The following is a 23,347-nucleotide window of genomic DNA, read 5'->3' as shown; positions in this document are numbered from 1 at the left end:
TGAATAGCAGATATAATATGTTCATCAGGTCATGGTCCGCCCTGCCCGCCGATATTGTTAACAATCGCCTCGATCAGCGCCTGGGTCTCGGCGGCCATGTCGGTCGGCTCTTCGGGAGCGGCTGGCTGCTGCTCCGTGGCGACGGGACTGTTCAGCACGATGGATGCAATCGCCTGGCTTTCGGTATCGGCAGCGGAAGTCCTGCCCACCGCCAAGCGCCGGGCGGCGGCATCCGGACCCGTTCGCCCAAGATCGAATTCCCGTTCCCCCAGCAGTTTTTGCTCCGGGGTCAATAGTGCCGGATTGGGTCCCGCGAATTCGGCGGACCGGTTCTCGATCACTTGATCGCAATATGTCTTGTCGCGCGACGAGAGCAATTCCGCCCGGCATCGGTCCAAGCCCTCCACGCGAGCGGTTGCGGTATCGTAACTCTGCGCCCGTGCGGACAGAGCGGGTGAGGATTGCGTGTCGCGGTCGCTGGTGGAAAGTTGCTCGACGGATTTCGGCGTGCCCTCGCTGGCCAGTTGCTCCGGGCTGTCGGCGGTGGATTTTGTTGCGGAGAGCTGGGTCGTACCGACGTCGGAATTCTGCGAGGAGGCTGATTCTTCCAGATAGACATGGACGGTTTCTTCCAGATAGACATGGACGGTCACAAAAGTGACTTATGCAATGCAGCCGAGGGCGTAGGGGAAATGGCTTAATTCCAAGCTTAAACCCCGCATGGCTGACCATTTTCCGGTTTGCCGTGACCATATCCAAAGTGGGTCAATCGCAGGCATGCGTCGCATATCACGCGTCGCACCTCCAGTAGATCAATCTTCTGCCGCGGGCTGCTGCAGGCGCATCCACTGCACCAGATCCGCACCCGGGTGATTGTCGCACAGCTCCTGCAACACCGATGGCCGTTCATCCTGGCCCAGCTTGAAGGTCGGATCAGAGGAGGTGATTACGGCGCGAAAGGCGATGATATGCTTGGCGAGTTTTTCGTAGCGCTCGCCCATCTCGTCACTGGACCATGGGTTTTTGCGGGATGACTCCTGATGGGCCACGAGCGCCGCAACGGCTTGATCGGTTTCCTCGGGGACAAAGGTCACGCGAACCTTCATCCGCAGCACCGCGTAATTCCAGGTCGGCGCCCAGTCGCGGTCCTTCAGAAGGTTGGGCGACATATAGGCCTGCGGGCCGGTAAACAGGACCAGCGCGTCCGGATGATCCTGCAAATAAGCATATTGCGGATTGCGCCGCGCGATATGGCCCAGCAGCGACACCGTTTCGCCCTTCCCGTTGGCCTCGGCCAGCAACGGCAGCGGCGTCGCGCCGAAATCCTGCGAGACCAGCCAGGCAAGCGGGTACTGGTCGATCAATTGCGTTATCTGCTGCGGCGATCCCGGCCTGTAGCTGGACGGCATGGAACTGATCAGCCCTGCGCCAGATTGGCGGCCAGCCATGCGGCGCCATCGGCAATCGCCCGATTGGCGACGGCGGATACCGACATCGCCTCGAGAAAGCTGTGCGTCGCGCGGGGGTAGATTTCCACGCGCGTTGCCACGCCATATTGGCCGAATTTTTCAGCCATGTCATGATTTCCGTCGGCCAATATATCATATTCCGCGACCGCCATGAAGACAGGCGGCAGGCCGGAAAGATCGGCGCCGATGGGGGCGGCCAGCGGATTGCGGCGGTCCTCGTCTCCGCGCAAATAGCTGTCCCAGAACCAGTCCATCTCTTCTGCGCCGAGGGTATATTCGGGCCCGTCGAACCGGACATAGCTGGGGCCATGCTCGCAGCCATATGCGCCATAGTTCAGCAGCATCCCGGAAAGCGGCCGGCTTTCCTTTTCCCGCATCAGCAGGCAGGTGGCGACCGAGAGATTGGCGCCGGCGGAATCGCCGCCAATCGCGATCCGGTCGGTGTCGATGCCATGCGCCCCGCCGCTCTCCCGCATCCAGAGGACGGCTGCGTAGACTTCCTCCAGCGCCGTGGGGAATTTGGCCTCGGGCGCCAGGCTATAGTCGATCCCGACCACGATCACGCCGGCGCGCGCGGCATATTCCCGCATCAGCCGGTCATGGGTCTCGATGCTGAACAAGGTCCATCCGCCGCCGTGGATGTAGAGCATGGCGGGAAGACCTGTCTCCGCGGTGGGACGATATATGCGCAGGCGAACACCCGATACTTCAATATCCACGGTCTCGTGCATTTCCGGGCCGCCAGTCCGCCACGGCTTGCGAATTTCCTCTGCGAGCACCCGCCGCTCCGGCAGGGTCATGGCTGCGATATTCTCAACCTTGGCATAGCTTTCGTTGATCGCCCGAACAAAGGTGGCGATTTCCGGGTCCACCATCTGGTCGGCACCGGCAGCAGTCTTCGGGGCCATTTCCAATGTCATTTTATCATCTCCTGTGCCGCTCGACGACGCTCGTTGCCTGTTTGGCGCCATCTAGCTTCTTCGGATCATGTTCTTCCCCATATCGCGGGCCAATGATCAGCGGTAACGGGCCTAATATAATGTTGGGGCTTGCGCGAGCGCCATTTTTGGCCAGTAATCATCATCCAAGGATCAGCTGTCGAGATAGGGCCATGAAACATAGCACCGATTATCTGGAAATCATGCGGCCGATCATCGCGCTGGATGACGAATATCCGGCAGGCTTTGTAGATGCGATGCATTGCCACGACCGCACCCAGTTGCTGTTCGCCTCTTCCGGCGTGATGTCGGTGATTACGGCGCAAACCAGCTTTGTCGTGCCGCCCCAGCGCGCGGTGTGGATTCCCGCCGGAACGATGCACGAAGTATCCTGTCGCGGCCCGGTATCCCTCCGCACCCTGTATCTGGAGCGGCAACTGGGCGACGCCCCGACGGAATGCCGGGTGTTCGAAGTGTCCGATTTCCTCAAGGCCCTGATTCTCGAGGTCGTCAGCTTCAAGCCGCTGTACGACATCGAGGGCCGCGAAGGCCGCATCGTCGCATTGCTGCTGGAAGAAATCGATCGCATGCCCAACGCTCCCTATGGCGCGCATATGCCAAGCGACCCGCGACTGTTGCGCGTCTGCCAGACGATATTGGCCGATCCCTCCGACCCGCGCACTTTGGACGACTGGGCAAAACTTGCAGGCATGGGCAGACGAACCTTGACCCGCGCGTTCAAGCAGCAGACCGGCATGGGCGTTGCCATGTGGCGGCAGCAGGTCCGGCTGATGGAGGCGCTGTCGCTGATTGCTTCCGGCGATTCGATCACCCGGGTGGCCTATGAAGTGGGCTATGACAGCCCGAGCGCCTTCAGCGCGATGTTCCGGCGCACCTTCGGCATGCCGCCGAGCCAATATCAGCTGCACTGACCCGCCGTTGATGTCAGGCCGCCGATCCCCTACCAACCCTAATACAGCATGGAAATGAGATGATCAGCTTTTTCGACGACCGGCAGCTTGCCCACGCACCCCTGCAGGAATTGCACAATGGCGGATGGGAAAACTACCAGGAGACCGCTGCGCGCGCCACCGACATCTCGGCCCGGCTCACCGGCATGCGGCCAAGCCGCGACTTCGGCAGCGACCCGATCCTGGCGGTCCATTCTGCCGATTATATCGATTTTCTCTCGACCGCTTTTGAACAATGGCGGGATGCTGGCCGCAGCGGCGACGCCATCGGCTACACATTTCCCGTTGTCGGCCGCCGTCCGCTCAACCTGACGCGCATTGATGCCAGGCTCGGGGCCTACAGCTTCGATGCCGCCACACCCATTGCATCGCACAGCTGGGATGCAGCCTACTGGTCCGCACAAACCGCGCTCAGCGCTTTGGATCATGTCGTGAAAAATGCAGCGCCGAGCGCCTTTGCCCTGTGTCGGCCGCCCGGACACCATGCCGGCGCCGACTATATGGGCGGATATTGCTATCTCAACAATGCCGCCATCGCCGCCCGACAGGCGCACAAGGCCGGCTTGGGGCCAGTCGCGATACTGGACATCGACTATCATCACGGCAACGGAACGCAGGATATTTTCTACGACGACCCGGAAATCTTCTTCGCCTCGATCCACGCCGACCCGGTCAGCGATTATCCGTTCTACTGGGGGCATCAGGATGAAACCGGCGAAGGCGACGGCATCGGCGCCAATTGCAACATCCCCTTGCCGAGAGGCACAGATTACACGCAGTACCAGCGGGCACTGGCAACGGCGCTGGAGGCCATTACCAAATGGGGTGCCAAATTTTTGATCCTGTCATTCGGCGCGGACACCTATGCCGGCGACCCGATCTCGGAATTCCGGATGCAAACCGGTGATTTCCCGCGCATGGCCCAGCAAATATCCGCCTTGTCCCTGCCCACGGTGATCCTCATGGAAGGCGGCTATGCCGTGGACGCGCTCGGAGAGAATGTCAGTGCATTCCTGTCCGGCTTCGACCACGGCATCTGAACCAGTCGCCTATTGCATGTTGAACCGCACGGTCGCGCCGAAGGTCCGCGGGCGCACCACCGCTCCGGCAAAGGAAAACGGCGCGCTCAAAATCCCATATTGATCGAAAATATTCTTGGCGAATACACCCAGCTCGACCTTGTCCGTCACGTTCACGAAGGCGGTCAGATCGACGATATGATAGTCGCCCTTCTCAAGCGTGGAGTCAAAGGCGACCGGTGCCGCTGACAGATAGCGGTGGGCGAGGCCGAATTTCGGCTGCATCGGTGCATCGTCGAAATGCAGCGAGACGCTGTTGGACAGGGTCCATTCGGAGGCACCCGGCAAACGCGTTCCCTCGGCATAGCCGCCGCCCGGCGCAAAACTGTCCGGGAGCAGCGACGACAGGCGAGCGTCGTTATAGGACAGGCTGGAGGTGAATTGCAGATCCTTGGTCGGGTTGAGCGTCATCGTCATTTCGAGACCGTCAATATCGGCACCGCCGCCGTTGGTGGTATAGGCTTCAAAGGTCACGGGCACGAACAGCCGCGCCTGGATATTGTTCCAATCGATATGATAGGCGGCAATGTCGAACAGCATCGCGCCGTCAGCCAAGCTGAAGCGGGTGCCGATCTCGAAATTCTTGGTCGAATCGCTCTCGAAATTCAGCGGGGTTCCGGCAGCAGCGGAATAGACATTGATGCCGCCGATCCGGAAACCCTCGGAATAGAGCGCGTAAACCATGAAATCATCATCGGGCGCATATTTCACCGAGAATTTCGGGATGAAACCGGATTCCTTTTTCTCGCCCGGCTGATAGTCGAAGGGCGGTATCAGCGCAGCGTTGGGCAGGAACTGCAGCCGCGGATTGGACGTGTAACGGAACAGGCGGCCGCCGGCGGTGAAGGTCAGGGCATCGGCAAATGTATAGGAGACCTCGCCAAACAGGGCGGTTTCCTTGACATCATTGCTGCTTACTTCGCGCCGCAACATGTCTCCCGGCGCCATCAGACTACCGGGCTGCCCGCCGAATTCCGCCGGGTTGGCATCGATATAATCGCTGATTCCCTCGAGAAAGGCACCGCCGATGCTGTTCGACTTGAGGTGGGTGTAATTGCCCCCGATCAGCCAGCCCAGCGGGCTGCTGCCGGTCGACGCAAGCCGGACTTCGAGATATTCGGTCTCGGACTTGCCGGTCGAGGATGACAGCTGCGGCGTACCGGTGCGCGGGTCGAATCCCAGGAAAATGGAATCATCAAATGCCAGGTCGCTGTTCTTTTCGGTGTAGCTGCCCACGGCCGTCAACGTTGCAAAGTCGAATTCCTGGTTGATGGTCAGGCTGTGCAGCATGAAGTCGGTATCCTGATATTCAGGGACATTGGTGCTGCGTTCGAATGTCTTCGGCGGGCCGAACAATGCGTAGGTCTGGTCATCCAGATCATATTCCTGATACATGCTGAGCACCGAAAAGCTGGTCCGGTCGCTTGGCGTCCAGACCAGGGAACCGCGCAGACCGCGAACCCGGAGGTCGTTGCTGCCATCGACGCCGGTTCCCGTGTTGTCGAGATAGCCAGCGTCAAAGCGCTGGAAAGCGACCAACCGGACAGCGAGTTGGTCCTCGATGATCGGGACATTGACCATCGCCTTGGCACCATAGCCCAGTTCCCCGGCCCGCCGCGTGGTCGATACGGTTCCTTCGAAGGCGGCGTCCAGCCCACTCGCATCGGCAGTGTTTACGACATAGTTGATCGCTCCGCCCAGCGAGGAGGAACCGAACAGGGTGCCCTGCGGCCCCCTCAGCACTTCGACACGCTTGAGGTCGAACGTGTCGACATCGGGAATGACCAGCGGAAAACCGGGCTCGGTCAGGGGAATTTCGTTGATATAATATCCGGTCGTTGCCTGGTTCGCCTCGTGATAGGTCGTCGAGGCGACGCCGCGAATGACGACTTCGGACACGCCGGGCTGATAGTCGTTGAAGACCACGCCCGGAACGCGGGTGATGTAATCCGACAGGCTCTGTGCCTGCAAATCGCGCAGATCATCTTCGCTCAACGCCGATATCGAACCGGGAATGTCCTTCAGCGCCTGCTCTCGTTTTCCGGCGGTGACAACGATCATCTCGTCGGCACCGGTTTCATCCGCCAGTTCGGCATGCGCGCCATTGGCAAAGCTGAGCATCGCCATTGCCGATACGCCGCTGATGAAGATGGATTTTATCGCCCTGCTGTTCATTGTCTCTTTCCCTTTTTCCCGATGCCAGATTTCTGATTGTTACATTAAGATGACCAAATCCCGCCGTCCTAGCGTTCTAGGTCAATGATTGTCTCGAACGGGCCAATTCTACCGCAAGTGCGAAAAAGAACTCCGGGCCGCTGCTTGTCAGCCAATCAATCATGCAGATTGGCCCGTTTGCTCTGCACCTTGGCCTTGCCGAACATGTTGACCGGTTTATGATCCCATAGACTGATGCGGTTGGCAGAAGCCCTTGGAGACCTGGAGCAGCAATGACGGTTAGAAAATTTGAGTCGGTCACGCGCCGCAATCTGATGCTCGGCATAGCGCTGGGCGCGCTAGGCAACATCGTCGTTCCCGGCATGGCGCTGGCCCGCAAAACTGGGATGTCGCCAGCTAATCCTGCGCCCGTTGAGCCGCCGGTCGCGCCGCGCCGCCCCTTTCCCATTGAACAGCTGGGATACCGCCGCGACGATCCCTACCACTGGATGAAATATATTCCTGCCCAAGGCACGCGCAGCATGGAGAATATCCCGCCGATGTTGCGCAACCATCTGCTGAGCGAAACCCGCTATGCCGATCATATGCTGCGCGGCACGCGGAACGTCCAAGCAGAAATCTACGAGCAGATCATGCGCCGGATGCCGGCCAGCGAGGCAGTGCCGCCCCTGCAAAAAGGCGGCTGGGACTATTATGACTATTATCCGGAGGGCAGCGCCCATATCGTCTATGCGCGCAACAAGGATGCGCAACCCGAAGAAATATTGCTCGATGAAGGGAAGCGTGCCGCCGGCTATGCCTATTACCGCACGACGGCGCAGCAGCCCAGCCCGAACCATCGCTATTTCGCCTGGGCCGAAGACATCAAGGGCGACGATCGTCACCGCATTTGTGTCCGCGATAACCAGACGGGCAAGATCGACATCGTCGTTCCCGACGATGCCTTCGGCTACGAGGCGGTCATATTCGCGCCGTCCTCGCAATGGCTGTTCTGGATTTGGCGGGATGCGCGCAATCGTCCGACAAGTGTGTACCGCACGGCGCTTGCATCCCTCGAAACGGTGCTCGTCTATGAAGAGAGGGATCCGGCGATCTTCATCTCGATCGGACGCACCGCGGCCAACGGATATATCAAGATAACGCTTGCCGGGCCCGACACCAGCGAGGTCCGCCTGATCCCGGCGGCGGAGGAAACCGCCAAGCCGCGGATTGTCTATCCGCGCAAAGACGGCGTGCGCTATGATGTGGAGCAATGGGGCAACAGACTGTTGCTGCTGACCGATGCCGACGGCGCCATCGATCGCAAGCTTCTCGAAATATCCGAAACCGACATGGCAATCACCGAGACGATTGTGCGCCATCGTCCTGGTCAGCAAATCCTGTCCGTGCTGCCGTTTCGCGGCACCTTGGTCCGGCTGGAGCGGGCCGATGGCCTGCACCGCCTGGTGCTTCGCCAGGACAATGGTCAGGAACGGTCGATCGGCTTTGACGACCCGGTGTTCACTCTCGAGATCGTGCCCCTGCAGGATTATGCCAGCCGCTTCTGCCGGATCCTGTACCAGTCACCGAAGACGCCACGGAAATGGATCGATATCGACCTAGAGAGCGGCGAACAGTCTCTGGTAGCCCAGGAAGCAGCGCCGGGGTTTGAGGCGACAGATTATGTCGCCGAAAGGATGTTCGCAACTGCACCAGATGGTGAGCTGGTGCCGATTACCTTATTGTCGCGCCGCGACACGCCGCGCGACGGCAGCGCGCCACTGCTGCTCTATGGATATGGCGCCTATGGCATTTCCAGTGAACCGCTGTTCTCCGTGCCCGCGACGATATTGGCGGATCGCGGGTGGAATTATGCGATTGCCCATGTCCGCGGCGGGTCGGAAAAGGGCCAAGGCTGGTTTCTCGACGGACGCAAATTCCACAAGCGCAACAGCTTCACCGATTTCATCGCCTGCGCCGAACATATCGTGAGCAAGAAAATAACAGCCACAGGAAATATCGTCGCCTACGGACTGTCTGCCGGTGGCCTGCTGGTCGGTGGCGCCATGAACCTTGCCCCGGACCTCTGGGGCGGCGTGATCGCGAAGGTGCCGTTTGTCGACATGCTCAACACGATGAGCGATGCGGACCATCCGCTCGTGCCCCTGTTCCGGCCCGACTGGGGCGACCCGCTTGCCGACCCGAAAGCCTATGAATATATCGCCTCGATCTCGCCCTATGAAAATGTGCATCCGGCTGATTATCCGCCGCTGCTGTGTACCGCAGGGCTCAAGGACGACCGTGTCGGCTATTGGGAGCCAGCCAAGCTGGTTGCCGAAGTTCGCCACCAGTCAACGAGCGACAACCCGGCGATCTTCCTGATCGACACCGAAAGCGGGCATCAGGGCAGCGGCAACCGGAATGACGAGATGGCGGAGATTTCGCTGTTCTGGGGATTTGCCGAACAATGCGTTGCGGAATCGGACCGGGCCTGACTGCCGCCGCAGATAGCGGCCTTTCGGGAGTTCGTCTCATCGGCAATTCGCTTGAGGTCGTCAGAGTCGGTCCGTCCGGCCGAACAATCTTGCACCTGCCTCACAGCGCTGCCCCACAGCTCACTTGACCGTCGACCGCTCTGCCCGTCTGCGCTGTTTCTTCTCCAGGATCTTCCGGCTGGCTTCGTCGAGCAGAACATTGTCTGCCATGACCGCGCCGCGCTCGCCGATCGGACGGTCTTTGCCGATCGTCGAATCCTGGAACGTCTGGCGTTCGGCTTCGGCATTGATTTCGGCGCCGATAAGCACCGAATAGGCGGACAGGAACAGCCACATGAGGAACACCACGACCGCCGAGAGCGACCCGTAGGTGGCATTGTAATTGCCGAAATTCGAGGCATAAAAGCCAAATCCCATGGTGATCGCCAGCCACAGCAGGGTCGCCACCACCGATCCCAGCGAGAGCCATTGCCATTTGGCCGGGCGGCGATCGGGTGCGTAGCGAAAGAACAGCCCAAACGTCAGGCTGACCAGAAATCCGGCTGCGAGCCAGGTCACGACCTTCAGAACGATCGCGACATTCGCGCCGAGATAGGCCTGCAGGAAATTGCTGATGTAACTGAACAGAGAGATCGAGATCAGGCCGACGATTGCGACTCCGGCCATGCCGATGGTGATCTGCGCGCCGACCCATGTGGTCATCAGGATGTTGCGCGATTCATGTTCCTCGTAAATGATGTTCAGCGCCTTCATCATCGCGTTCGCCGCCCGCATCGCTCCATAGATCGACACCAACAGCGCCAGCGCGAGACCGAAACCCTGGGCCGCCTTGTTGGTGCTGACGATCGACAGCAACTGCTCGCGCAATATGATGAGCACGGCCTCCGGCAAGATGGCGGAAACCTGATTGATACTGGTGGCGACCATATTGGGGTCCCCCACGAGCCCGTACAGCAGCACGATCACCGCGATCAGCGGGACAAAGGCGAGAAACGCGAAAAAGGCAACACCGGCTGCGAGCAGCGGCAGGTTGTGGAAATCGTTCATGACATAGAGACGCTTCAGAATTGCCCACCACGCCCTGGGCGGGAATCTGAGCGGGTTCCGGGCAGCTGCTCCCGGCGTTGCCGCCTCGATCTCGCTCAGGCTCTGTCGTTCATCAACCGGGGCTGCTTGCGGGGAATCGGCAGGATGGCCAGCCATCATTCGGCGGCCTCGCGAGCCGGTTCCTCGGCGGTAGCGGCATCGTCGGACCGCTGCATCGCCTTGTCGGCTTCCCGCCCCTCGGCCAGCTGCCGCTCGACGCGAGCCTCGATTTCCTTCGCCTCCCGGTCCAGCTGCTCGAGATTATCCTGATATTTTTCGTCAAAATCCTTCTCGCAGGCGGACAGGACCAGCGCGCAACAGGCGAGGATAACCACCCTGCCCAGCATCAATAGTCCTTCCGGTAGCGCACGTTGACATTGGAACCGCCGAAGCTGCCGACCGAACTGAGCACCGAGAGCGCCGGGGTGAGACTGATCTCCAGCTGGGTGGCGGTGTAGCCACGCGCATCGGTGACGATTTCGACATAGACATCGTTGGATATATACTGGCCCGCCGCAATCGAGGTGCTGCGACCCGTATCCTTGTCTGCACCCAATATGCGCAGGCGATCAATGCCAACGGAGGATTGCAAGACGCCGAGCGGGTTCAGTCCGCCGCCACCGCCGCGCAAGCCGTTGAGCGAGGAAGCCAGCTGCACCGCCTGGATCGGCGTGAGCTCGCCGATCGAATTGCCGAACAGGATGCGCGCCATGATCTCGTCCTGGGGAAGTCCGGGGGTAGAACTGAATGCAATCTCGGGATTTTCGGCGCTGCCGGAAATATTGACGTTGATGTTGACGTCATCCGCTTCGCCGCTTGCGACCAGCCGCAAGGTCGGGTTGGTCATCGAATTGCCGTCGAAGCGCAGCCGTCCGGACTGCAGGTCGAAGGATCGCCCGGCAAAGCCAAGCGTACCACGGATCAGGTCGATGCCGCCGGTCAATATCGGTGCACCCGTGGTACCGCGCACCTTGATATCGGCCGACCACTCGGAATCCAGCCCCATGCCGGTAACGTAAATCTGATTATCAGCACCCAGATCGATATCGAGATTCCAGTTGCTGGGCACACCGCTGACCGGATTGGCTTCGCCGGTAATTTTCTTGCGGCCAAGCGCGGGCTTCCGGCGAACGCCGGTCAGGGTCGCAACCTTGGTCGAACCTTCGTAAACGATCCGGTAGCGAGTTTCCGGCAGCCGGATGCGACCGCGAATAGTGGGAGCGGTGGTCGCATTGTTGACCAGTTGGATCTCGCCGGTCGCCGATGTGGCCAGATCATTGCCCCGTGCCAGCGTTGCGTTGTCCAGATCGAGCGCCAGCTGTAGCGGATAGCCCTTGGCGGAGCTGAGCGAGACAAATCCCTGACCGCTGATCGTGCCGTCACCGGCTCGGGCCGTCAGCTCGGTCACTTCCAGCCGGTCATTGGTGAACTCGCCCCTGACCCGCATATTGGTGAGCCGCGTACCATAGGTGTTGTTCTCATAAATCAGATTGTTGGCCCGGACGACCCCGGTGAGTACCGGAGCCTGAACCCGGCCGGAGAAATCGGCAGCCACGCCGATCACGCCCTGCAGATCCTGATCGGGCAGCGCGGCCAGCGAGAACAGGGTGCTGGCCGGTCCGTTATAGCGCAGGCCACCGGACAGGGGGGCGGCCAGCAACCGCGTAGTCCATGGCCCGGCCCCCGGAGGAAGCGGAGTGAGGTCCACCTGCATCCGGCCGATCGCCGCGCCCCGGCGCCGGAACAATATGCGGGCGTTGCCACCATCGGCGAGCAGCCGACCGACAAAATGCATGTCGACGGGTTGCGACACCGATGCGACGCTGGTCCGGGTGAAATTGTCGATCTGCAGCCGCGCGTCCGCTTCCGGGAAGGCGCTGGGCGAGCTTTGCGAGAAATCTAGGCTGCCGGTGGCAACGCCACCCAGTCCGAGGCCCGGCATCATCGGGTTGATGATGGCGAGGTTGACGTCCTGCAGTCGGGTCTGGATGTTGACGCCGCGCCCGTAGTCTCCGGCCAGCTGGATGCTACCCTTCGACAAATCGACGGTGGTGGGCAACAGCGTATATTTGCCCCCTTGCGGCAGGATCCGGGCGGCGCGGCGCGTCTTGAAATCGACACCATTGGCGCGGCCATCGAGCGCCACGCGCCAGAGTTGCGGATCGAGGATCGCGTTTGCGGCAAACCGGAACGGCACCCGGTTGCGGCCCTCGGCCATGATCTTCGCGGTGCCCTGCCCGCCGCGATAATCAATCTTCGCCCGGGCAGCCGCAATCTGCAGCTCCTGCATCTGCAGGCCCTGAATCTGGACATCGGCAACCAGCTGCGGCTGGTCGTACAAAATGATGTCGGCATCGATGATCGCCCGCTCGAGCGTGAGGCCCGCTGGTCCCGGCAGACGGCTGTTCAGCGCGGTCGCCGCGACGACTGCGCGCTGCTTGCCGCTGAACGCGCTCAACATCACCTGGCCGTCGATCCCTGAGCCACTGGCGCCCAGCTGCCCGGCGAAGGGACCGGATGCGGTTTGACGGATCCGCCCGGTCAGGCCAACTCCGGCAAACTGTGTCCCTTCATTGACATCAATGGTAAGCGGGCCGCGACCGGCGAGAATATCGACATTGGCATCAAACGGGCCATAGTCGCTGTCACCGTCCGCAACCACGGCATAGCCGCTTGCATTGCCCCTGATCGTGGCGATGACGTTGCTCGCCCCCACTCCCAGCCCGGGCCGGGCCGCGGCTACCGTGGCGACCGGTCGCGCGACCGTGCCGCTGACCTTGACGCCGAGGGGGCCATATTGGTCCGACATGCCCTTGGCCGAGAAATCAATCCCGCCGGCCGGCGTATAGCTGCCGCTGCCCTGGGTCAGGCGGAAGGACGGCGCAGCCACATTGAGACTCTTGATCCGGGCAATGCCATCGCTGCCATAGGATATGTCTGCCACGATCAGGCTGTTGCCGCCGAGAAATTCACGGGCGCCCTCGTTGAATATCTGGCTCGACCGGGCGCGTACGGTGCCCGACAGGGAAAAAGCACCATTGCTGCCGGACTTCAGGTCGATATTGCTGTCGATGTTGAAGATGCCGACGCTTTCCACGCGATAGCCGTTGATTCGCCCCTTGAGGCCGCCGGTATAGATCCCCTCGCCGAGATCGGCGACGATCACCGCGGTGGCTTTGATCCGTTTGGAATTGATCCGGAGATTGTCGGACAGGAGCCGGCCGTTGGCATAGGCGAAATCGCCATCGAGCCGGACGTTGTCGAGCAAGCCCCCGACACCCTCGTTGAGTCCCGCGATCCGCTGAGCTCGCGCCTGCAGCGGTATCCGCCACTGGTCTTCCGTCATCCTGGCGCTGCCGCTCGCCCGCAGGCCGATGACCGTCGTGTCGGCAAAACCAATGCGCGCGGCGTTGAGTGTATAATCGATCGTCGGAGCAGCAAGATCACCATTCAGGACCACGGTAGCGGCGATGCCCGCGCCGCTGAGATTGTCGGCAATAGTCGAGGGCCTCAGCAGGCGGAAATCGATGTTCAGGTCACGCATGCTGTTGTTGCCAAGATCGACAAGGCCGTTGGCCGCCAGCCGGAAATTGGAGCTGCCAACCTCTCCCCTGATATCATATCTGCGCTCTTCGCCGTTCGCGGTCAGGTCAATCCTGGTAAGCGGCTCCAGCATGTTGCTGCCGGGGCCCGAAACAAATAATCCCGGCCGGGCCTCGCCGCGAACCGTGAAAGTGCCGTCGCGGGCCGCAACGGCGATGTCGGCCAGCCGGTCGGCGCCGCTCGTTCCTTTCAGCACGCCATCCCATTTGGTCCAGTCGCCGTTACCGTTGAGGGTCAGCTGGACGGGCTGTTCCGTGCCGGTGAGACCGAAAAGTAAGCCATTGGCGGGAGCATTCAGGTCCAGGGCGATATCGAGTTCATTCTCGTCGGGCACCGCATTCAACCGAAAGCTGAGCCGGTCTCCACCGGCAACGCCCGCTGTGGTCAGGGCGCGCATATTGCCGTTGACGACGGCCCGCGCATCGGCAATTTTCACGTCCGCTGCCACCCGAAGCAGGTGGCGCTTGCCGGTCACGGCCTCAGCAATGTCCAACTGGCCAATATTCAGGCTGCCGACATCAATGTCGAGATCGGGGAGCAGCGGGCCTTCGGATGCGGTCGGCAACAACTCTGGCAAACGGAACAGATTGGCTTTCGGGATGCCGAGCGAACGGATGTCCACATGGCTGCCGATGAAGGCAAACGGCCGCCAGTCCAGCTGCACGACATCTGCGGAGGCAAACACGCCTTTCGGATCGCGGACCTTCAGATCGACAATCTCCATCTGGTCGTAAAGAGAACCTTCGATCCGCCCCACCTCCAGCTGCAACCCGTTCTCGAATTCAAACGCCTCGATCTGCCTCTCGACAAAACGATGGCCACTGCCGCTGTCCAGCCAGATATAGGCTGCGAGCATCAGCACCAAAAGCAGCACAAACAGGGCGCCCAGCCAGACGCCCACTTGCGAGATCGATATCCCTTGTGGTCCGGTTTCGGGCGTTGTGTCGATATCCGCCATCAGAAGGCCTGACCGATCGAGACATAGACCGATACGCGCGATTCACCCGGCTGGCGATTGATCGGTGTCGCAACATCGACCCGCAGCGGCCCGAAATTGGTATAGAAACGTCCGCCGATGCCGACGCCATAGCGCAGATTGTCAAATCCCGGTGTCGAGCTGGTATAAACCTGACCCGCATCGACGAAGCCGACGACCCCGTAGTCGCCAAAGCGGTATCGGATTTCCGCCGCTGCCTCGACAAGGCTGCGTCCTCCGATCGGCCGGTCCTCAATATCCTTGGGACCGAGTTCCTGATAGCCAAAGCCGCGCACCGATCCGCCGCCGCCGGCATAATAGCGCCGCGATGGCGCGATCAGTTCGCGATCCGCGCCGACGATCGATCCGACACGGGCACGCCCGGCAAGCACGAGGCCATCACCCACCGGATAATAAGCGGTGCCCTCGACAAGGCCGCGTCCGTAGAGCTGGGTTCCGCTGCCAAGCGAAGCTTCCGGGGACAGCTTCGCCGACAGGCGAAATCCCTCAGTCGGATCAAGCAGGCTGTCGGTGGTGTCGAACGTAACCTGTCCGGGGAGTGCAGCGACATAAAAGGTCCGCCGATCGCGCACGCCGGTCGTGAAGTTGAAGTCCTGTTCGTTGGTGCCCAGAACTTCAAAGCCATAGCTGTAGGTGAAGCGCTTTTGCCAGATCGGGGTACTGTCGTACGAAACGCGGCCGGCCAATCGGCCGGTGAACGCTTCAAAGGCCTCGAAATCGCTGTGCAAGGCCGACAGTCCCAATTCCACCGTCCGGTCGCGCCGACCGGCATTGCTCCGACGGAAGGTCAGGGAAGCGCCCTGTTCCTGGGTCCCCGCGACCGCACTGGCGACCAGTGCGCCCTCTGGCGGAAACATATTGCGATGGGTCCAGCTGCCTTCGACCCGGAATCCCTGTCCCGTGCCATAGCCGGCGCTGCCTGCGATGGTTCGCGGCGGCCCGGCCTCCTGATCGACATTGATCGTGGCATATTCGGTGCCGTCCGGACCCGCTTCGCCGCTGGCCGTCGGCTTGACTGAAACAATCGCGAACAGCCCGGTAGCGACCAGCGCCTTGCGCAGATCATCAACCATCCGGCTGTCATAGAGCTCACCCTTTTCGAAGCGACTGAGCACAGCGATATGTTCTGCATCAAAAACCGGCGTGCCGCTGGTGACGATATCGCCATAGCTGCTGCGCGGCCCGACCGCTACGGGCAGAGTATAATCGCCCGTACCGGTTTCCGGATCGAGCAATATGTCGCGCTGGCCGACTTCGGCAAAGGGATATCCCTCTTGCGGCAGGACTACGGCAATATTGGCCTCTGCGGCCAGTACCCGCTCGGCGACAATCGGTTCGCCGGTTTTCGGAACGAAATTGCTGCTGATGAGGTCATCGGGGATCACCGGTTCCGCCTCGAACATGATCGCCCCGAGATCATAACGCGGGCCCGGCGATACCTGCAACACCACGGTCAGCTTCTCGCCTTCGGTTTCGGGCAGTTCGATCGCACCATTGACCGTTGCGTCGAAAAACCCCTGGCCGGACATGATGTCCGACAGCAATTGCTGGTCTTCCCGCATCCGGGCAGAAACCATGGCGCCGTTGGCCGCCTTGCCGCCGCCGTCATCCAGCGCCGAAAGGTCGTCGAACAACCCCCTGATATCGTCGGCGCTGATCGGACGGACGGCAGTCGTGCCGCTTTCATCCAGGACTTCCAAACCGTCGATGCGATAATCATAGCGCAAGGACGACGACTGGGAGCCGTCATCCGCTTCGGTATACTGGCTCTCGTCGAAGGGCTCGACGTCGAAACTGTCGATCGGCGTGAGCGGATCGTCGAGCGCCGGATCGTTGACCGGGGCATCCGCAAGCAGTTCATCGGCATCGCCATCCTGCAACGCCGGCAGGGCCGCGACCCCGTCGTCGGCATCCTGCTGCCGCGCTTCGCTTTCCAGCTTTTGCTGTTCGCTTTCCCAATCGGCAACGCTGCCCATGGGGGCATCCGGATCGTCGTCGATCCGAGGGATTGTGGCGTCAAATTCCGAATCGTCTATGATTGGCTCACGAGCATTCTGCTCGCTGCGATCGGCTTGCGATTCCTGCGCCAATGCAGGCGTTACCCCCATCACTGTAAGAACTGTTGCGACAGCCCGAAAACCCTTGCCGATACTCATGCTGCTCCCGCATCTAGTCGCACGCCCGAAGCGATGACACATATTATTTCTTGTTCCGAGCCTGACCTTGCGTGACTGGTCGCGACAAGCCGGCTCAGGGCTTGTACCCGCGAAAGGATGATAGGTTCCCTGCCTGCACGAGCAAAAGTGATAGGGAGGCCTCCCCTTGTCCGCGGGGCGAAGGACCTGGGCATCCCCCGAAGACCAGATGACCAGCGCCGCGCCTGGGGAGAGACCAAAATCAGGCTGTCGGAATATCCCGTAAGGAGATAGGACATGGCTTTTGATGAGCGGCAGGTGATCCATTGGCACGTGTTTTTCTTCTAGGGGCAACAGGTACGATAGGCCGTGCGACGCTGCGGGCCCTGCTCGATCGCGGCCATGCCGTGGTCTGTTTTGTGCGGCACCCCGAAACCCGACCCGGCAACCGCCGCTCGGAACCTGACCCAAATTGGCCGGAAAGAGCGGAATTGCGCTACGGGGTCGTAACCTGCGCCCAATCGCTTTCCCAAGACGGCTTTCGCGGAGAGCGGTTCGACGTTGTGCTGTCATGCATGGCATCGTGCAGCGGCGCACCGGACGACGCATGGGCGATTGATTATGATGCCCACAGGCTTGTGCTGGAAGCGGCGCAGTCAGCGGCTATTCCCCATTTCATATTGCTGTCCGCCATCTGCGTGCAGAAACCCCGTCTCGCCTTTCAGCACGCCAAGCTCGCTTTTGAAAAACTGCTGATGGAATCCGGCCTCACCTATTCGATCGTCAGGCCGACCGCCTATTTCAAATCCCTGTCGGGGCAGGTCGAAAGGGTCCGGCAGGGCAAATCCTTCATGCTTTTCGGGGACGGGAAACTGACAGCCTGCAAGCCGATCAGCGATCAGGATCTGGGGCGCTATCTTGCAGACTGCCTGACCAACCCTTTCATGCATGACAAGATTCTGCCCATCGGTGGTCCGGGAATGCCGGTCACGCCGAAGCAGCAGGGGGAAAAGCTGTTCGCCCTGACCGGGCAGAAGCCGAAATATGCCCACGTCCCGGTCTGGTTTCTCGATGTGATCGTGGGTATCCTGGCAGCCGTCGGCTGGCTCTTCCCCGCAGCCAGGAAAAAGGCCGAACTGGCCCGCATCGGCCGATATTATGCGACCGAGTCGATGCTGGTCTGGGATGCCGAAGCGGGTTGCTATGACGCTGCCGCAACCCCGTCGACCGGATCCGAAACCCTGTCCGATTATCATGCCGCCTTGATCCGCGGGGAGAGAGTCGCCGAACGAGGCGACCATGCGGTATTCTGAGGCATCAACAAAGGCCCGCAGATCGGGCTTTCTGAATGGACAAATCCGCGCAAAAGATGGATAAAGCCTCATAATGGCGATCACCAACCACCCGCTACGGCAGTGGGCCGTAGATGAAATGCACCTGCGGCGCTTTGCCCCGGTATCGGATGACTGCCAGATCTATCAATCGGTGCTGCTGATCGGCGAGGAACAGCGCCAGGCCGAAGACCAGCATCTGATTGGCGACAAGCCGCTTTTCGAGGATTGGCATCTCGCCCCGCGCAGCGCTTCGGCCCACACCAGAACCGGCATATATTTCCTCTGGGAGCGCCATACGGAAGCCAGTACGATTACGCTTATCCTTCCCGCTAAGCTGATCGTTGCACAGACCGACATTTATCTCCACTGGTTCGAAAAATGGCCGGGTTCGGTGATCCGCGCCACACGGATCAGGACCCTCCCCGATCCCGCCCTGGTCGACGAGAATCTCGCGGCGATGGGAATTATATCCGAAGACCTGGTGCATTGTGAAGTCGGCAACGGCATGCGCATCTGGTCCGATTTCGGCATTCACAAGGATGGCTATGGCCGGCTGCTGGTGGAGGGGGGCGGCAAGTCGGACACCGAACGCGGCAGGATCATCCAGCGGGTGCAGGAACTCGGCAATTACCGCAATCTGGCGCTGATGGGTTTTCCAACGGTCCAGCGCTACGGCCCCGAGGTCGATCAACTGGAGCAAAGACTGTCGGACCATGCCGAACGCGTCGCCCGTGCCACCGACGAAGACAGCGACGAGATATTGTTGCAGCAGCTTGCAGAAATCTCCGCCCAGCTGGAACTGATCCGGTCGGCAACCGGCTTCCGGCTGAGCGCGACCAATGCCTATGCCGAAGTCGCGGCCGACCGCTTGCACGCCCTGGACGTCAGGCCCGTCTCTCATTATCAAAGCCTGAAAGAGTTCACCGAGCGCCGACTGATACCGGCACAGCGCACTTGCGCGGTGTTTCAGTCCCGGCTGGCGGGGATTGCCGAACGGGTGTCTCGCATCATGCACACGCTGGATGTCCGGATAGATACGCGGATCAAGGCGCAGAATTTGCGGCTGATGGAGTCGATGGAGCGATCCACGCAACTGCAACTGCGCCTGCAGACCCTGGTCGAAGGCTTGTCGGTGATCGCCGCCGCTTATTACCTGGTCGGTTTGATCGCCTATATTGTCAAGGGTATAGCTGCCTATCCTGCCGGATCCAGCAGCGAGCTTCTGATCGGCGCCGTGACGATTCCCGTGATTTTGGCAATCTATCTTCTGGTCAAGCGGTTACGCGGCAAGGTGATCAAGGAAAGCGATGTAAAAAAGAGCGATTTTCCATAAGGTTGCGCGTTGAAGGCGCAAATGCTGCTTTCTTTCCACTGTCAACCAAACTATACACTTGCCCTGTTGATATGCATCAACACAACGCGATAGGAGAGAATATGGTCAGGATGAAAACAGTAGCTGCTGTGGTCGCTTTGTCCGCTTTGACCGCAGCCTGTTCCGGCGGCGGTTCTGAATCAAGTGAACCCGCACCCACCACAACCGAAGCAGAGGCACCTGCGGCCGAACCGGAAGCGGCGGCAATGCCCGCCGATACCGGCCCACCGGCGGCGGATGATTTTAGCACCAAGGATGGCGTGGAATATGCAAGCCTGACCGGCGATCCGGCTGCCGGCAAGATGGTCTTCGCCCAATGCCGCACCTGCCATGTGACCGATCCGGGCGTGAACAAGACCGGTCCATCCCTTGCCGGGATTGTCGGCCGCGAAGCGGGTTCGATCGAAGGTTTCAACTATTCCGAAGCCAACAAGACCAGCGGCATCACCTGGACGGAAGAAAAGCTGTTCCAGTATCTGGAGAACCCGCAGCGGGTGATACCGAAGACAAAGATGATCTTTGCCGGCCTGCCCGACGCACAGAAGCGGGCGGATGTTATCGCCTATCTCAAGAATCCGAGCTGATCAGACCTTCACTCGCACGAAAAAGGCCGGGAATTTCCCGGCCTTTTTTCTTTCCATCGTCGGTCCCGTTCAGGCGGCCACGTCTCGGCGGGCCAGTTCGCAGTGCGACCAGATTTCGCTGAGCGCGGTAATCAGCCGGTCGATATCGCCATCGCTGTGGACGGGTGAAGGCGTGATCCGCAGCCGTTCGGTCCCGCGCGGCACCGTCGGATAGTTGATCGGCTGCACATAGATGCCGTGATTGTCCATCAGCCAGTCGCTGATGAACTTGCACTTGTGCGGATCACCGACCATCACCGGGATGATATGGCTGGGGTTCGGCAGATGCGGAATGCCGAGACGATCGAGGGCGCCCCGGACCCTTGCGACGCGATCCTTCTGCATGTCCCGTTCGACATTGCTGTCCTTCAGATGCCGGATGCTGGCGCAGGCGCCTGCCGCCACCGCTGGCGGGATCGCGGTCGTGAAGATAAAGCCGCTGGCAAAGGTCCGGACATAGTCGCACAGATCCTTGGAGGCAGCGATATAGCCGCCCATCACGCCGAACGCCTTGCCCAGCGTGCCCTCGATCACCGTGATCCGGTCCATCAGGCCCTCGCGTTCGGCAACGCCGCCGCCGCGCGGACCGTACAGGCCGACCGCATGGACCTCGTCGATATAGCTCATCGCGTTGTGCTTCTCGCAGACATCAAGAATTTCGGCAATTGGCGCGATATCTCCATCCATCGAATAGACACTTTCGAACGCGACCAGCTTGGGCTGGTCGGGATCGAGCTGGCTCAGCTTGCGGTCCAGATCTTCCGGAGAATTATGCTCCCAGACGATGCATTTCGCCCGGCTGTGCCGGATGCCCTCGATCATCGAGGCATGGTTGAGCGCGTCCGACAGGACCACGCAGTTCGGGATCCGTGCGGCAAGCGTACCCAGCGCCGCCCAGTTGGAGACGTAGCCCGAGGTGAAGATCAGCGCGTCTTCCTTGTGGTGGAGATCGGCCAGCTCCTTTTCCAGCAGCACGTGATGATGGTTGGTGCCCGATATATTGCGCGTGCCCCCTGCCCCGGCACCGCATTCGTCGATCACCCGGTGCATCGCCTCGGCGACCTTGGGGTGCTGGCCCATGCCGAGATAATCGTTCGAACACCAGACGGTGACCTCGGTGGTGCCGTCTTCGACATAACGGGTGGCATGGGGATAGGAGCCGGCCTTGCGTTCGATCTCGGTGAACACCCGGTAGCGCCCCTCTTCGCGGACCGCATTCAGTTCGCTGCTAAAAAATGCTTCATAATCCATGCCCAAACTCCCTCTTCAAATCTCTTTATGCTCTTTCGGTTCGCCCAGGGCCCATTGCCACAGACGGGAATCGCGAAACGGTATCGCGAGGAATAAGTGCTCCAGCGCCGCCAGCAGCGACAGACAGCAGAGCAGCCCTGCCTGGACGCCTCCATGGGCGGTATCGGCTCGCATGGCCATATAGTAAAAATACAGGGCTAGGCCGAGGATCGCCGCGATCGAGATCACCAGGCTTGGCGCCAGTTTCCGCGGTCCGAAATAGCTTTTCAGATATTCCAGATGCGCCGGCAGCAGTTCGTCGCTGAGATTGGGCACCCCCCGGTAGATATTCAGCTTCGAGGACAGCCGGAAAATCGCCAGCAACGCGAAGGCATAGGCGCCCGCTGGGTTTGCGGTCATCGCGGCCAGCGACAGCAGCAAAGCGGCGGTCATCGCAATCGCCATTTCATGATGGATCAGCGCCATCGTTGCCATGGAGAAGCGCTGCCAGCTCGTCGCCGATTCCGGGCACGGGTCGCGGTGCGAGCCTGCCACTGCGCCGGTTAGGAAGCTGATCTCGTGCCAGGCCCAGATCAGCAGGCCGCCCAGAAATGACGTATAGATTGCCCATATTTCGGTCGAGTGGCTGGTCAGCACGAGCAAGGCCAGTCCGCCGAACGCGCAGACACCGGCAATGATCAGCGCTCGACCGAAGGACTGCCGCAGCCGGTGGTTGAGCATGGCCACCAGCCCGGTGCTGACGAACCAGAGAAGGACCACCACGAGAAAGGGCCATATCAGGGCGGCGGGGCTCACCATGCGGGCGACAATCTCACCTGCTGGGGAAGCTCGTTGGCTTTCGGCTTCATGAAGTACATCCTGCCGAAGGCCCATCCGGCCTTGGCCATGCAGCGGCCACGGGCCAATCTGCCCATGATCCCGCCGCGGCGTTTCGCGTCCTCAATGCCAACCGACGCCAGCCGCAGGTCTTCCATTGCCTTGCGGAAACGGGGATCATCGGTGTCGAGTTCGACGGGGAAGACCTGCTTGCTGATTTCCGTGCAGATCGAGAAGACCTTGTAGCCATAGTCGGCCGGATGCACCCCCAGCGCCTGGTGGAAGACCGGCCGGTTGTGATCGCGCACATACATGGTGGCATAGACCGACAGCAGGAAAAAGCGAATCCACAGCTTGTTCCTGCCCTGCAGCAATTTGGGGTCGGAGCGCAGCAGCAAGGCAAAGGCCTCGCCGTGACGGAACTCGTCGTTGCACCATTCCTCGAACCAGTCGAAAATCGGGTGGAACTTGTTCTGCGGGTTTTTGGCCAGCTCGCGAAAGATCGTGATGTAGCGGGCATAGCCGATCTTCTCGGACAGGTAGACCGCGTAGAAGATGAATTTCGGCTTGAAGAACGTATATTTCTTGGTCTTGGTCAGAAAGCTGAGGTCGACGCCGATACCAGAGCCCTTGAGCGTTTCGTTGATGAAGCCCGCGTGACGGCTTTCATCGCGGGCCAGCAGCTTGAATAGACGCTTCACGTCAGGATTCTTGGTGCGCTTGGCGATTTCGGCATAGAGGATGCAACCGGAGAATTCCGAGGTCAGCGAGCTGGCGAGAAAATCGATGAATTCCTTCTGCAGGTCGGCCTCCAGCCCCTCGATCACGCCGTCGAACCGGTTGGTCTTCCTGAAATGGCGCTTGTTCGGGTCGCCTTCCATCTCGTCCATTAGATCTTCCCACTCCCCGCGCACCGCAGAGACGTCAATCTTGTCCATCGCGGCGAAATCGGTGGTGTAGAAACGCGGCGCCAGAACCGTGTCCTGGGTGGCGATCGCCATCGTGTCTGGCACGTCAAGCATCG

General features: G+C 60.6%; 17 protein-coding genes. 6 read left to right on the top strand and 11 right to left on the bottom strand.

Translation table 11 applies throughout. The features are described 5' to 3' along the window. Positions 1–29: 29 nt before the first annotated feature. The 3 genes from V7650_RS01915 to V7650_RS01905 form a co-directional block, all read right to left on the bottom strand. Positions 30–653 (bottom strand): hypothetical protein, encoded by a 624-nt coding sequence (locus V7650_RS01915; protein WP_335654545.1) that lies wholly within the window; start codon positions 651–653, stop codon positions 30–32. 159 nt (positions 654–812) lie between these two features. After that, positions 813–1,448 carry an FMN-binding negative transcriptional regulator gene (locus tag V7650_RS01910; RefSeq protein ID WP_335654544.1) on the bottom strand — a complete coding sequence of 212 codons (636 nt, stop codon included), beginning with the start codon at positions 1,446–1,448 and terminating at the stop codon, positions 813–815. Further along, a complete protein-coding gene (locus V7650_RS01905; RefSeq protein ID WP_335654543.1) occupies positions 1,418–2,389 on the bottom strand; it encodes an alpha/beta hydrolase in 972 nt (323 codons plus the stop codon). Before V7650_RS01905 ends, V7650_RS01910 begins: the two co-directional genes overlap by 31 nt. Before the next feature lie 191 nt (positions 2,390–2,580). Between V7650_RS01905 and V7650_RS01900 the strand changes: the two genes are divergently transcribed. Both V7650_RS01900 and V7650_RS01895 read left to right on the top strand, forming a co-directional pair. Continuing rightward, positions 2,581–3,339 carry an AraC family transcriptional regulator gene (locus V7650_RS01900; protein ID WP_335654542.1) on the top strand — a complete coding sequence of 253 codons (759 nt, stop codon included), beginning with the start codon at positions 2,581–2,583 and terminating at the stop codon, positions 3,337–3,339. A 59-nt stretch (positions 3,340–3,398) separates the two neighbouring features. Continuing rightward, positions 3,399–4,418, top strand: a complete 1,020-nt coding sequence (locus V7650_RS01895; RefSeq protein WP_335654541.1) for a histone deacetylase family protein — start codon at positions 3,399–3,401, stop codon at positions 4,416–4,418. Between the two features lie 9 nt (positions 4,419–4,427). On the opposite strand, the gene V7650_RS01890 is transcribed toward V7650_RS01895, so the two are convergent. Next, positions 4,428–6,632 carry a TonB-dependent receptor gene (locus V7650_RS01890; RefSeq protein WP_335654540.1) on the bottom strand — a complete coding sequence of 735 codons (2,205 nt, stop codon included), beginning with the start codon at positions 6,630–6,632 and terminating at the stop codon, positions 4,428–4,430. A 272-nt stretch (positions 6,633–6,904) separates the two neighbouring features. Between V7650_RS01890 and V7650_RS01885 the strand changes: the two genes are divergently transcribed. Then, the gene (locus tag V7650_RS01885; protein WP_335654539.1) at positions 6,905–9,106 is read left to right on the top strand and encodes a S9 family peptidase; all 2,202 of its coding nucleotides are present in this window, start codon (positions 6,905–6,907) and stop codon (positions 9,104–9,106) included. A 120-nt stretch (positions 9,107–9,226) separates the two neighbouring features. Here V7650_RS01885 and V7650_RS01880 read toward each other — a convergent pair whose 3' ends face one another. The 4 genes from V7650_RS01880 to V7650_RS01865 are packed head-to-tail and all read right to left on the bottom strand — an operon-like array spanning position 9,227 to position 16,948. After that, the gene (locus tag V7650_RS01880) at positions 9,227–10,312 is read right to left on the bottom strand and encodes a YihY/virulence factor BrkB family protein (protein WP_335654538.1); all 1,086 of its coding nucleotides are present in this window, start codon (positions 10,310–10,312) and stop codon (positions 9,227–9,229) included. After that, a complete protein-coding gene (locus V7650_RS01875; protein WP_335654537.1) occupies positions 10,309–10,539 on the bottom strand; it encodes a hypothetical protein in 231 nt (76 codons plus the stop codon). Before V7650_RS01875 ends, V7650_RS01880 begins: the two co-directional genes overlap by 4 nt. Beyond that, a complete protein-coding gene (locus tag V7650_RS01870; protein ID WP_335654536.1) occupies positions 10,539–14,753 on the bottom strand; it encodes a translocation/assembly module TamB domain-containing protein in 4,215 nt (1,404 codons plus the stop codon). The genes V7650_RS01875 and V7650_RS01870 overlap by 1 nt, the downstream gene beginning before the upstream one ends. Continuing rightward, positions 14,753–16,948 (bottom strand): autotransporter assembly complex protein TamA, encoded by a 2,196-nt coding sequence (locus V7650_RS01865; RefSeq protein ID WP_335654535.1) that lies wholly within the window; start codon positions 16,946–16,948, stop codon positions 14,753–14,755. The genes V7650_RS01870 and V7650_RS01865 overlap by 1 nt, the downstream gene beginning before the upstream one ends. A 305-nt stretch (positions 16,949–17,253) precedes the next feature. Between V7650_RS01865 and V7650_RS01860 the strand changes: the two genes are divergently transcribed. The 3 genes from V7650_RS01860 to V7650_RS01850 all read left to right on the top strand — a co-directional run bounded on the left by V7650_RS01860 (position 17,254) and on the right by V7650_RS01850 (position 20,217). Further along, a complete protein-coding gene (locus V7650_RS01860) occupies positions 17,254–18,240 on the top strand; it encodes an NAD(P)H-binding protein (RefSeq protein ID WP_335654534.1) in 987 nt (328 codons plus the stop codon). A gap of 73 nt (positions 18,241–18,313) precedes the next feature. Then, on the top strand, positions 18,314–19,594 hold the full coding sequence (locus tag V7650_RS01855; protein ID WP_335654533.1) for a DUF3422 domain-containing protein: 1,281 nt from the start codon (positions 18,314–18,316) through the stop codon (positions 19,592–19,594). Positions 19,595–19,695: 101 nt separating this feature from the next. Continuing rightward, on the top strand, positions 19,696–20,217 hold the full coding sequence (locus V7650_RS01850; protein ID WP_335654532.1) for a c-type cytochrome: 522 nt from the start codon (positions 19,696–19,698) through the stop codon (positions 20,215–20,217). Positions 20,218–20,286: 69 nt separating this feature from the next. Here the strand turns inward: V7650_RS01850 and hemA are convergent, their stop codons facing one another. Genes hemA through acsF form a run of 3 tightly spaced genes read right to left on the bottom strand, consistent with a single transcriptional unit; the run spans position 20,287 to position 23,345 of the window. After that, positions 20,287–21,507 carry a 5-aminolevulinate synthase gene (gene hemA / locus V7650_RS01845; protein ID WP_335654531.1) on the bottom strand — a complete coding sequence of 407 codons (1,221 nt, stop codon included), beginning with the start codon at positions 21,505–21,507 and terminating at the stop codon, positions 20,287–20,289. Positions 21,508–21,522: 15 nt separating this feature from the next. Continuing rightward, positions 21,523–22,305, bottom strand: a complete 783-nt coding sequence (gene puhE / locus V7650_RS01840; protein ID WP_335654530.1) for a putative photosynthetic complex assembly protein PuhE — start codon at positions 22,303–22,305, stop codon at positions 21,523–21,525. Beyond that, a complete protein-coding gene (gene acsF / locus V7650_RS01835) occupies positions 22,299–23,345 on the bottom strand; it encodes a magnesium-protoporphyrin IX monomethyl ester (oxidative) cyclase (RefSeq protein ID WP_335654569.1) in 1,047 nt (348 codons plus the stop codon). The genes puhE and acsF overlap by 7 nt, the downstream gene beginning before the upstream one ends. Between the last annotated feature and the right edge of the window lie 2 nt (positions 23,346–23,347).

It is taken from the genome of Parasphingorhabdus sp. (assembly GCF_036964565.1).
Taxonomy (GTDB): domain Bacteria; phylum Pseudomonadota; class Alphaproteobacteria; order Sphingomonadales; family Sphingomonadaceae; genus Parasphingorhabdus.
The sequence above is the reverse complement of the archived record's forward strand: the minus strand, read 5'-3'. Positions and strand labels throughout refer to the sequence as shown.

Bases quoted from the DNA above. Each gene is read 5' to 3' on its own strand.
- hemA (WP_335654531.1), bottom strand. From the start codon at position 21,507: ATGGATTATGAAGCATTTTTTAGCAGCGAACTGAATGCGGTCCGCGAA.
- V7650_RS01870 (WP_335654536.1), bottom strand. From the start codon at position 14,753: ATGGCGGATATCGACACAACGCCCGAAACCGGACCACAAGGGATATCG.
- V7650_RS01890 (WP_335654540.1), bottom strand. From the start codon at position 6,632: ATGAACAGCAGGGCGATAAAATCCATCTTCATCAGCGGCGTATCGGCA.
- V7650_RS01910 (WP_335654544.1), bottom strand. From the start codon at position 1,448: ATGGCTGGCCGCCAATCTGGCGCAGGGCTGATCAGTTCCATGCCGTCC.
- V7650_RS01885 (WP_335654539.1), top strand. From the start codon at position 6,905: ATGACGGTTAGAAAATTTGAGTCGGTCACGCGCCGCAATCTGATGCTC.
- V7650_RS01850 (WP_335654532.1), top strand. From the start codon at position 19,696: ATGGTCAGGATGAAAACAGTAGCTGCTGTGGTCGCTTTGTCCGCTTTG.
- acsF (WP_335654569.1), bottom strand. From the start codon at position 23,345: ATGCTTGACGTGCCAGACACGATGGCGATCGCCACCCAGGACACGGTT.
- V7650_RS01900 (WP_335654542.1), top strand. From the start codon at position 2,581: ATGAAACATAGCACCGATTATCTGGAAATCATGCGGCCGATCATCGCG.
- puhE (WP_335654530.1), bottom strand. From the start codon at position 22,305: ATGGTGAGCCCCGCCGCCCTGATATGGCCCTTTCTCGTGGTGGTCCTT.
- V7650_RS01865 (WP_335654535.1), bottom strand. From the start codon at position 16,948: ATGAGTATCGGCAAGGGTTTTCGGGCTGTCGCAACAGTTCTTACAGTG.
- V7650_RS01895 (WP_335654541.1), top strand. From the start codon at position 3,399: ATGATCAGCTTTTTCGACGACCGGCAGCTTGCCCACGCACCCCTGCAG.
- V7650_RS01875 (WP_335654537.1), bottom strand. From the start codon at position 10,539: ATGCTGGGCAGGGTGGTTATCCTCGCCTGTTGCGCGCTGGTCCTGTCC.
- V7650_RS01855 (WP_335654533.1), top strand. From the start codon at position 18,314: ATGGCGATCACCAACCACCCGCTACGGCAGTGGGCCGTAGATGAAATG.
- V7650_RS01880 (WP_335654538.1), bottom strand. From the start codon at position 10,312: ATGATGGCTGGCCATCCTGCCGATTCCCCGCAAGCAGCCCCGGTTGAT.
- V7650_RS01905 (WP_335654543.1), bottom strand. From the start codon at position 2,389: ATGACATTGGAAATGGCCCCGAAGACTGCTGCCGGTGCCGACCAGATG.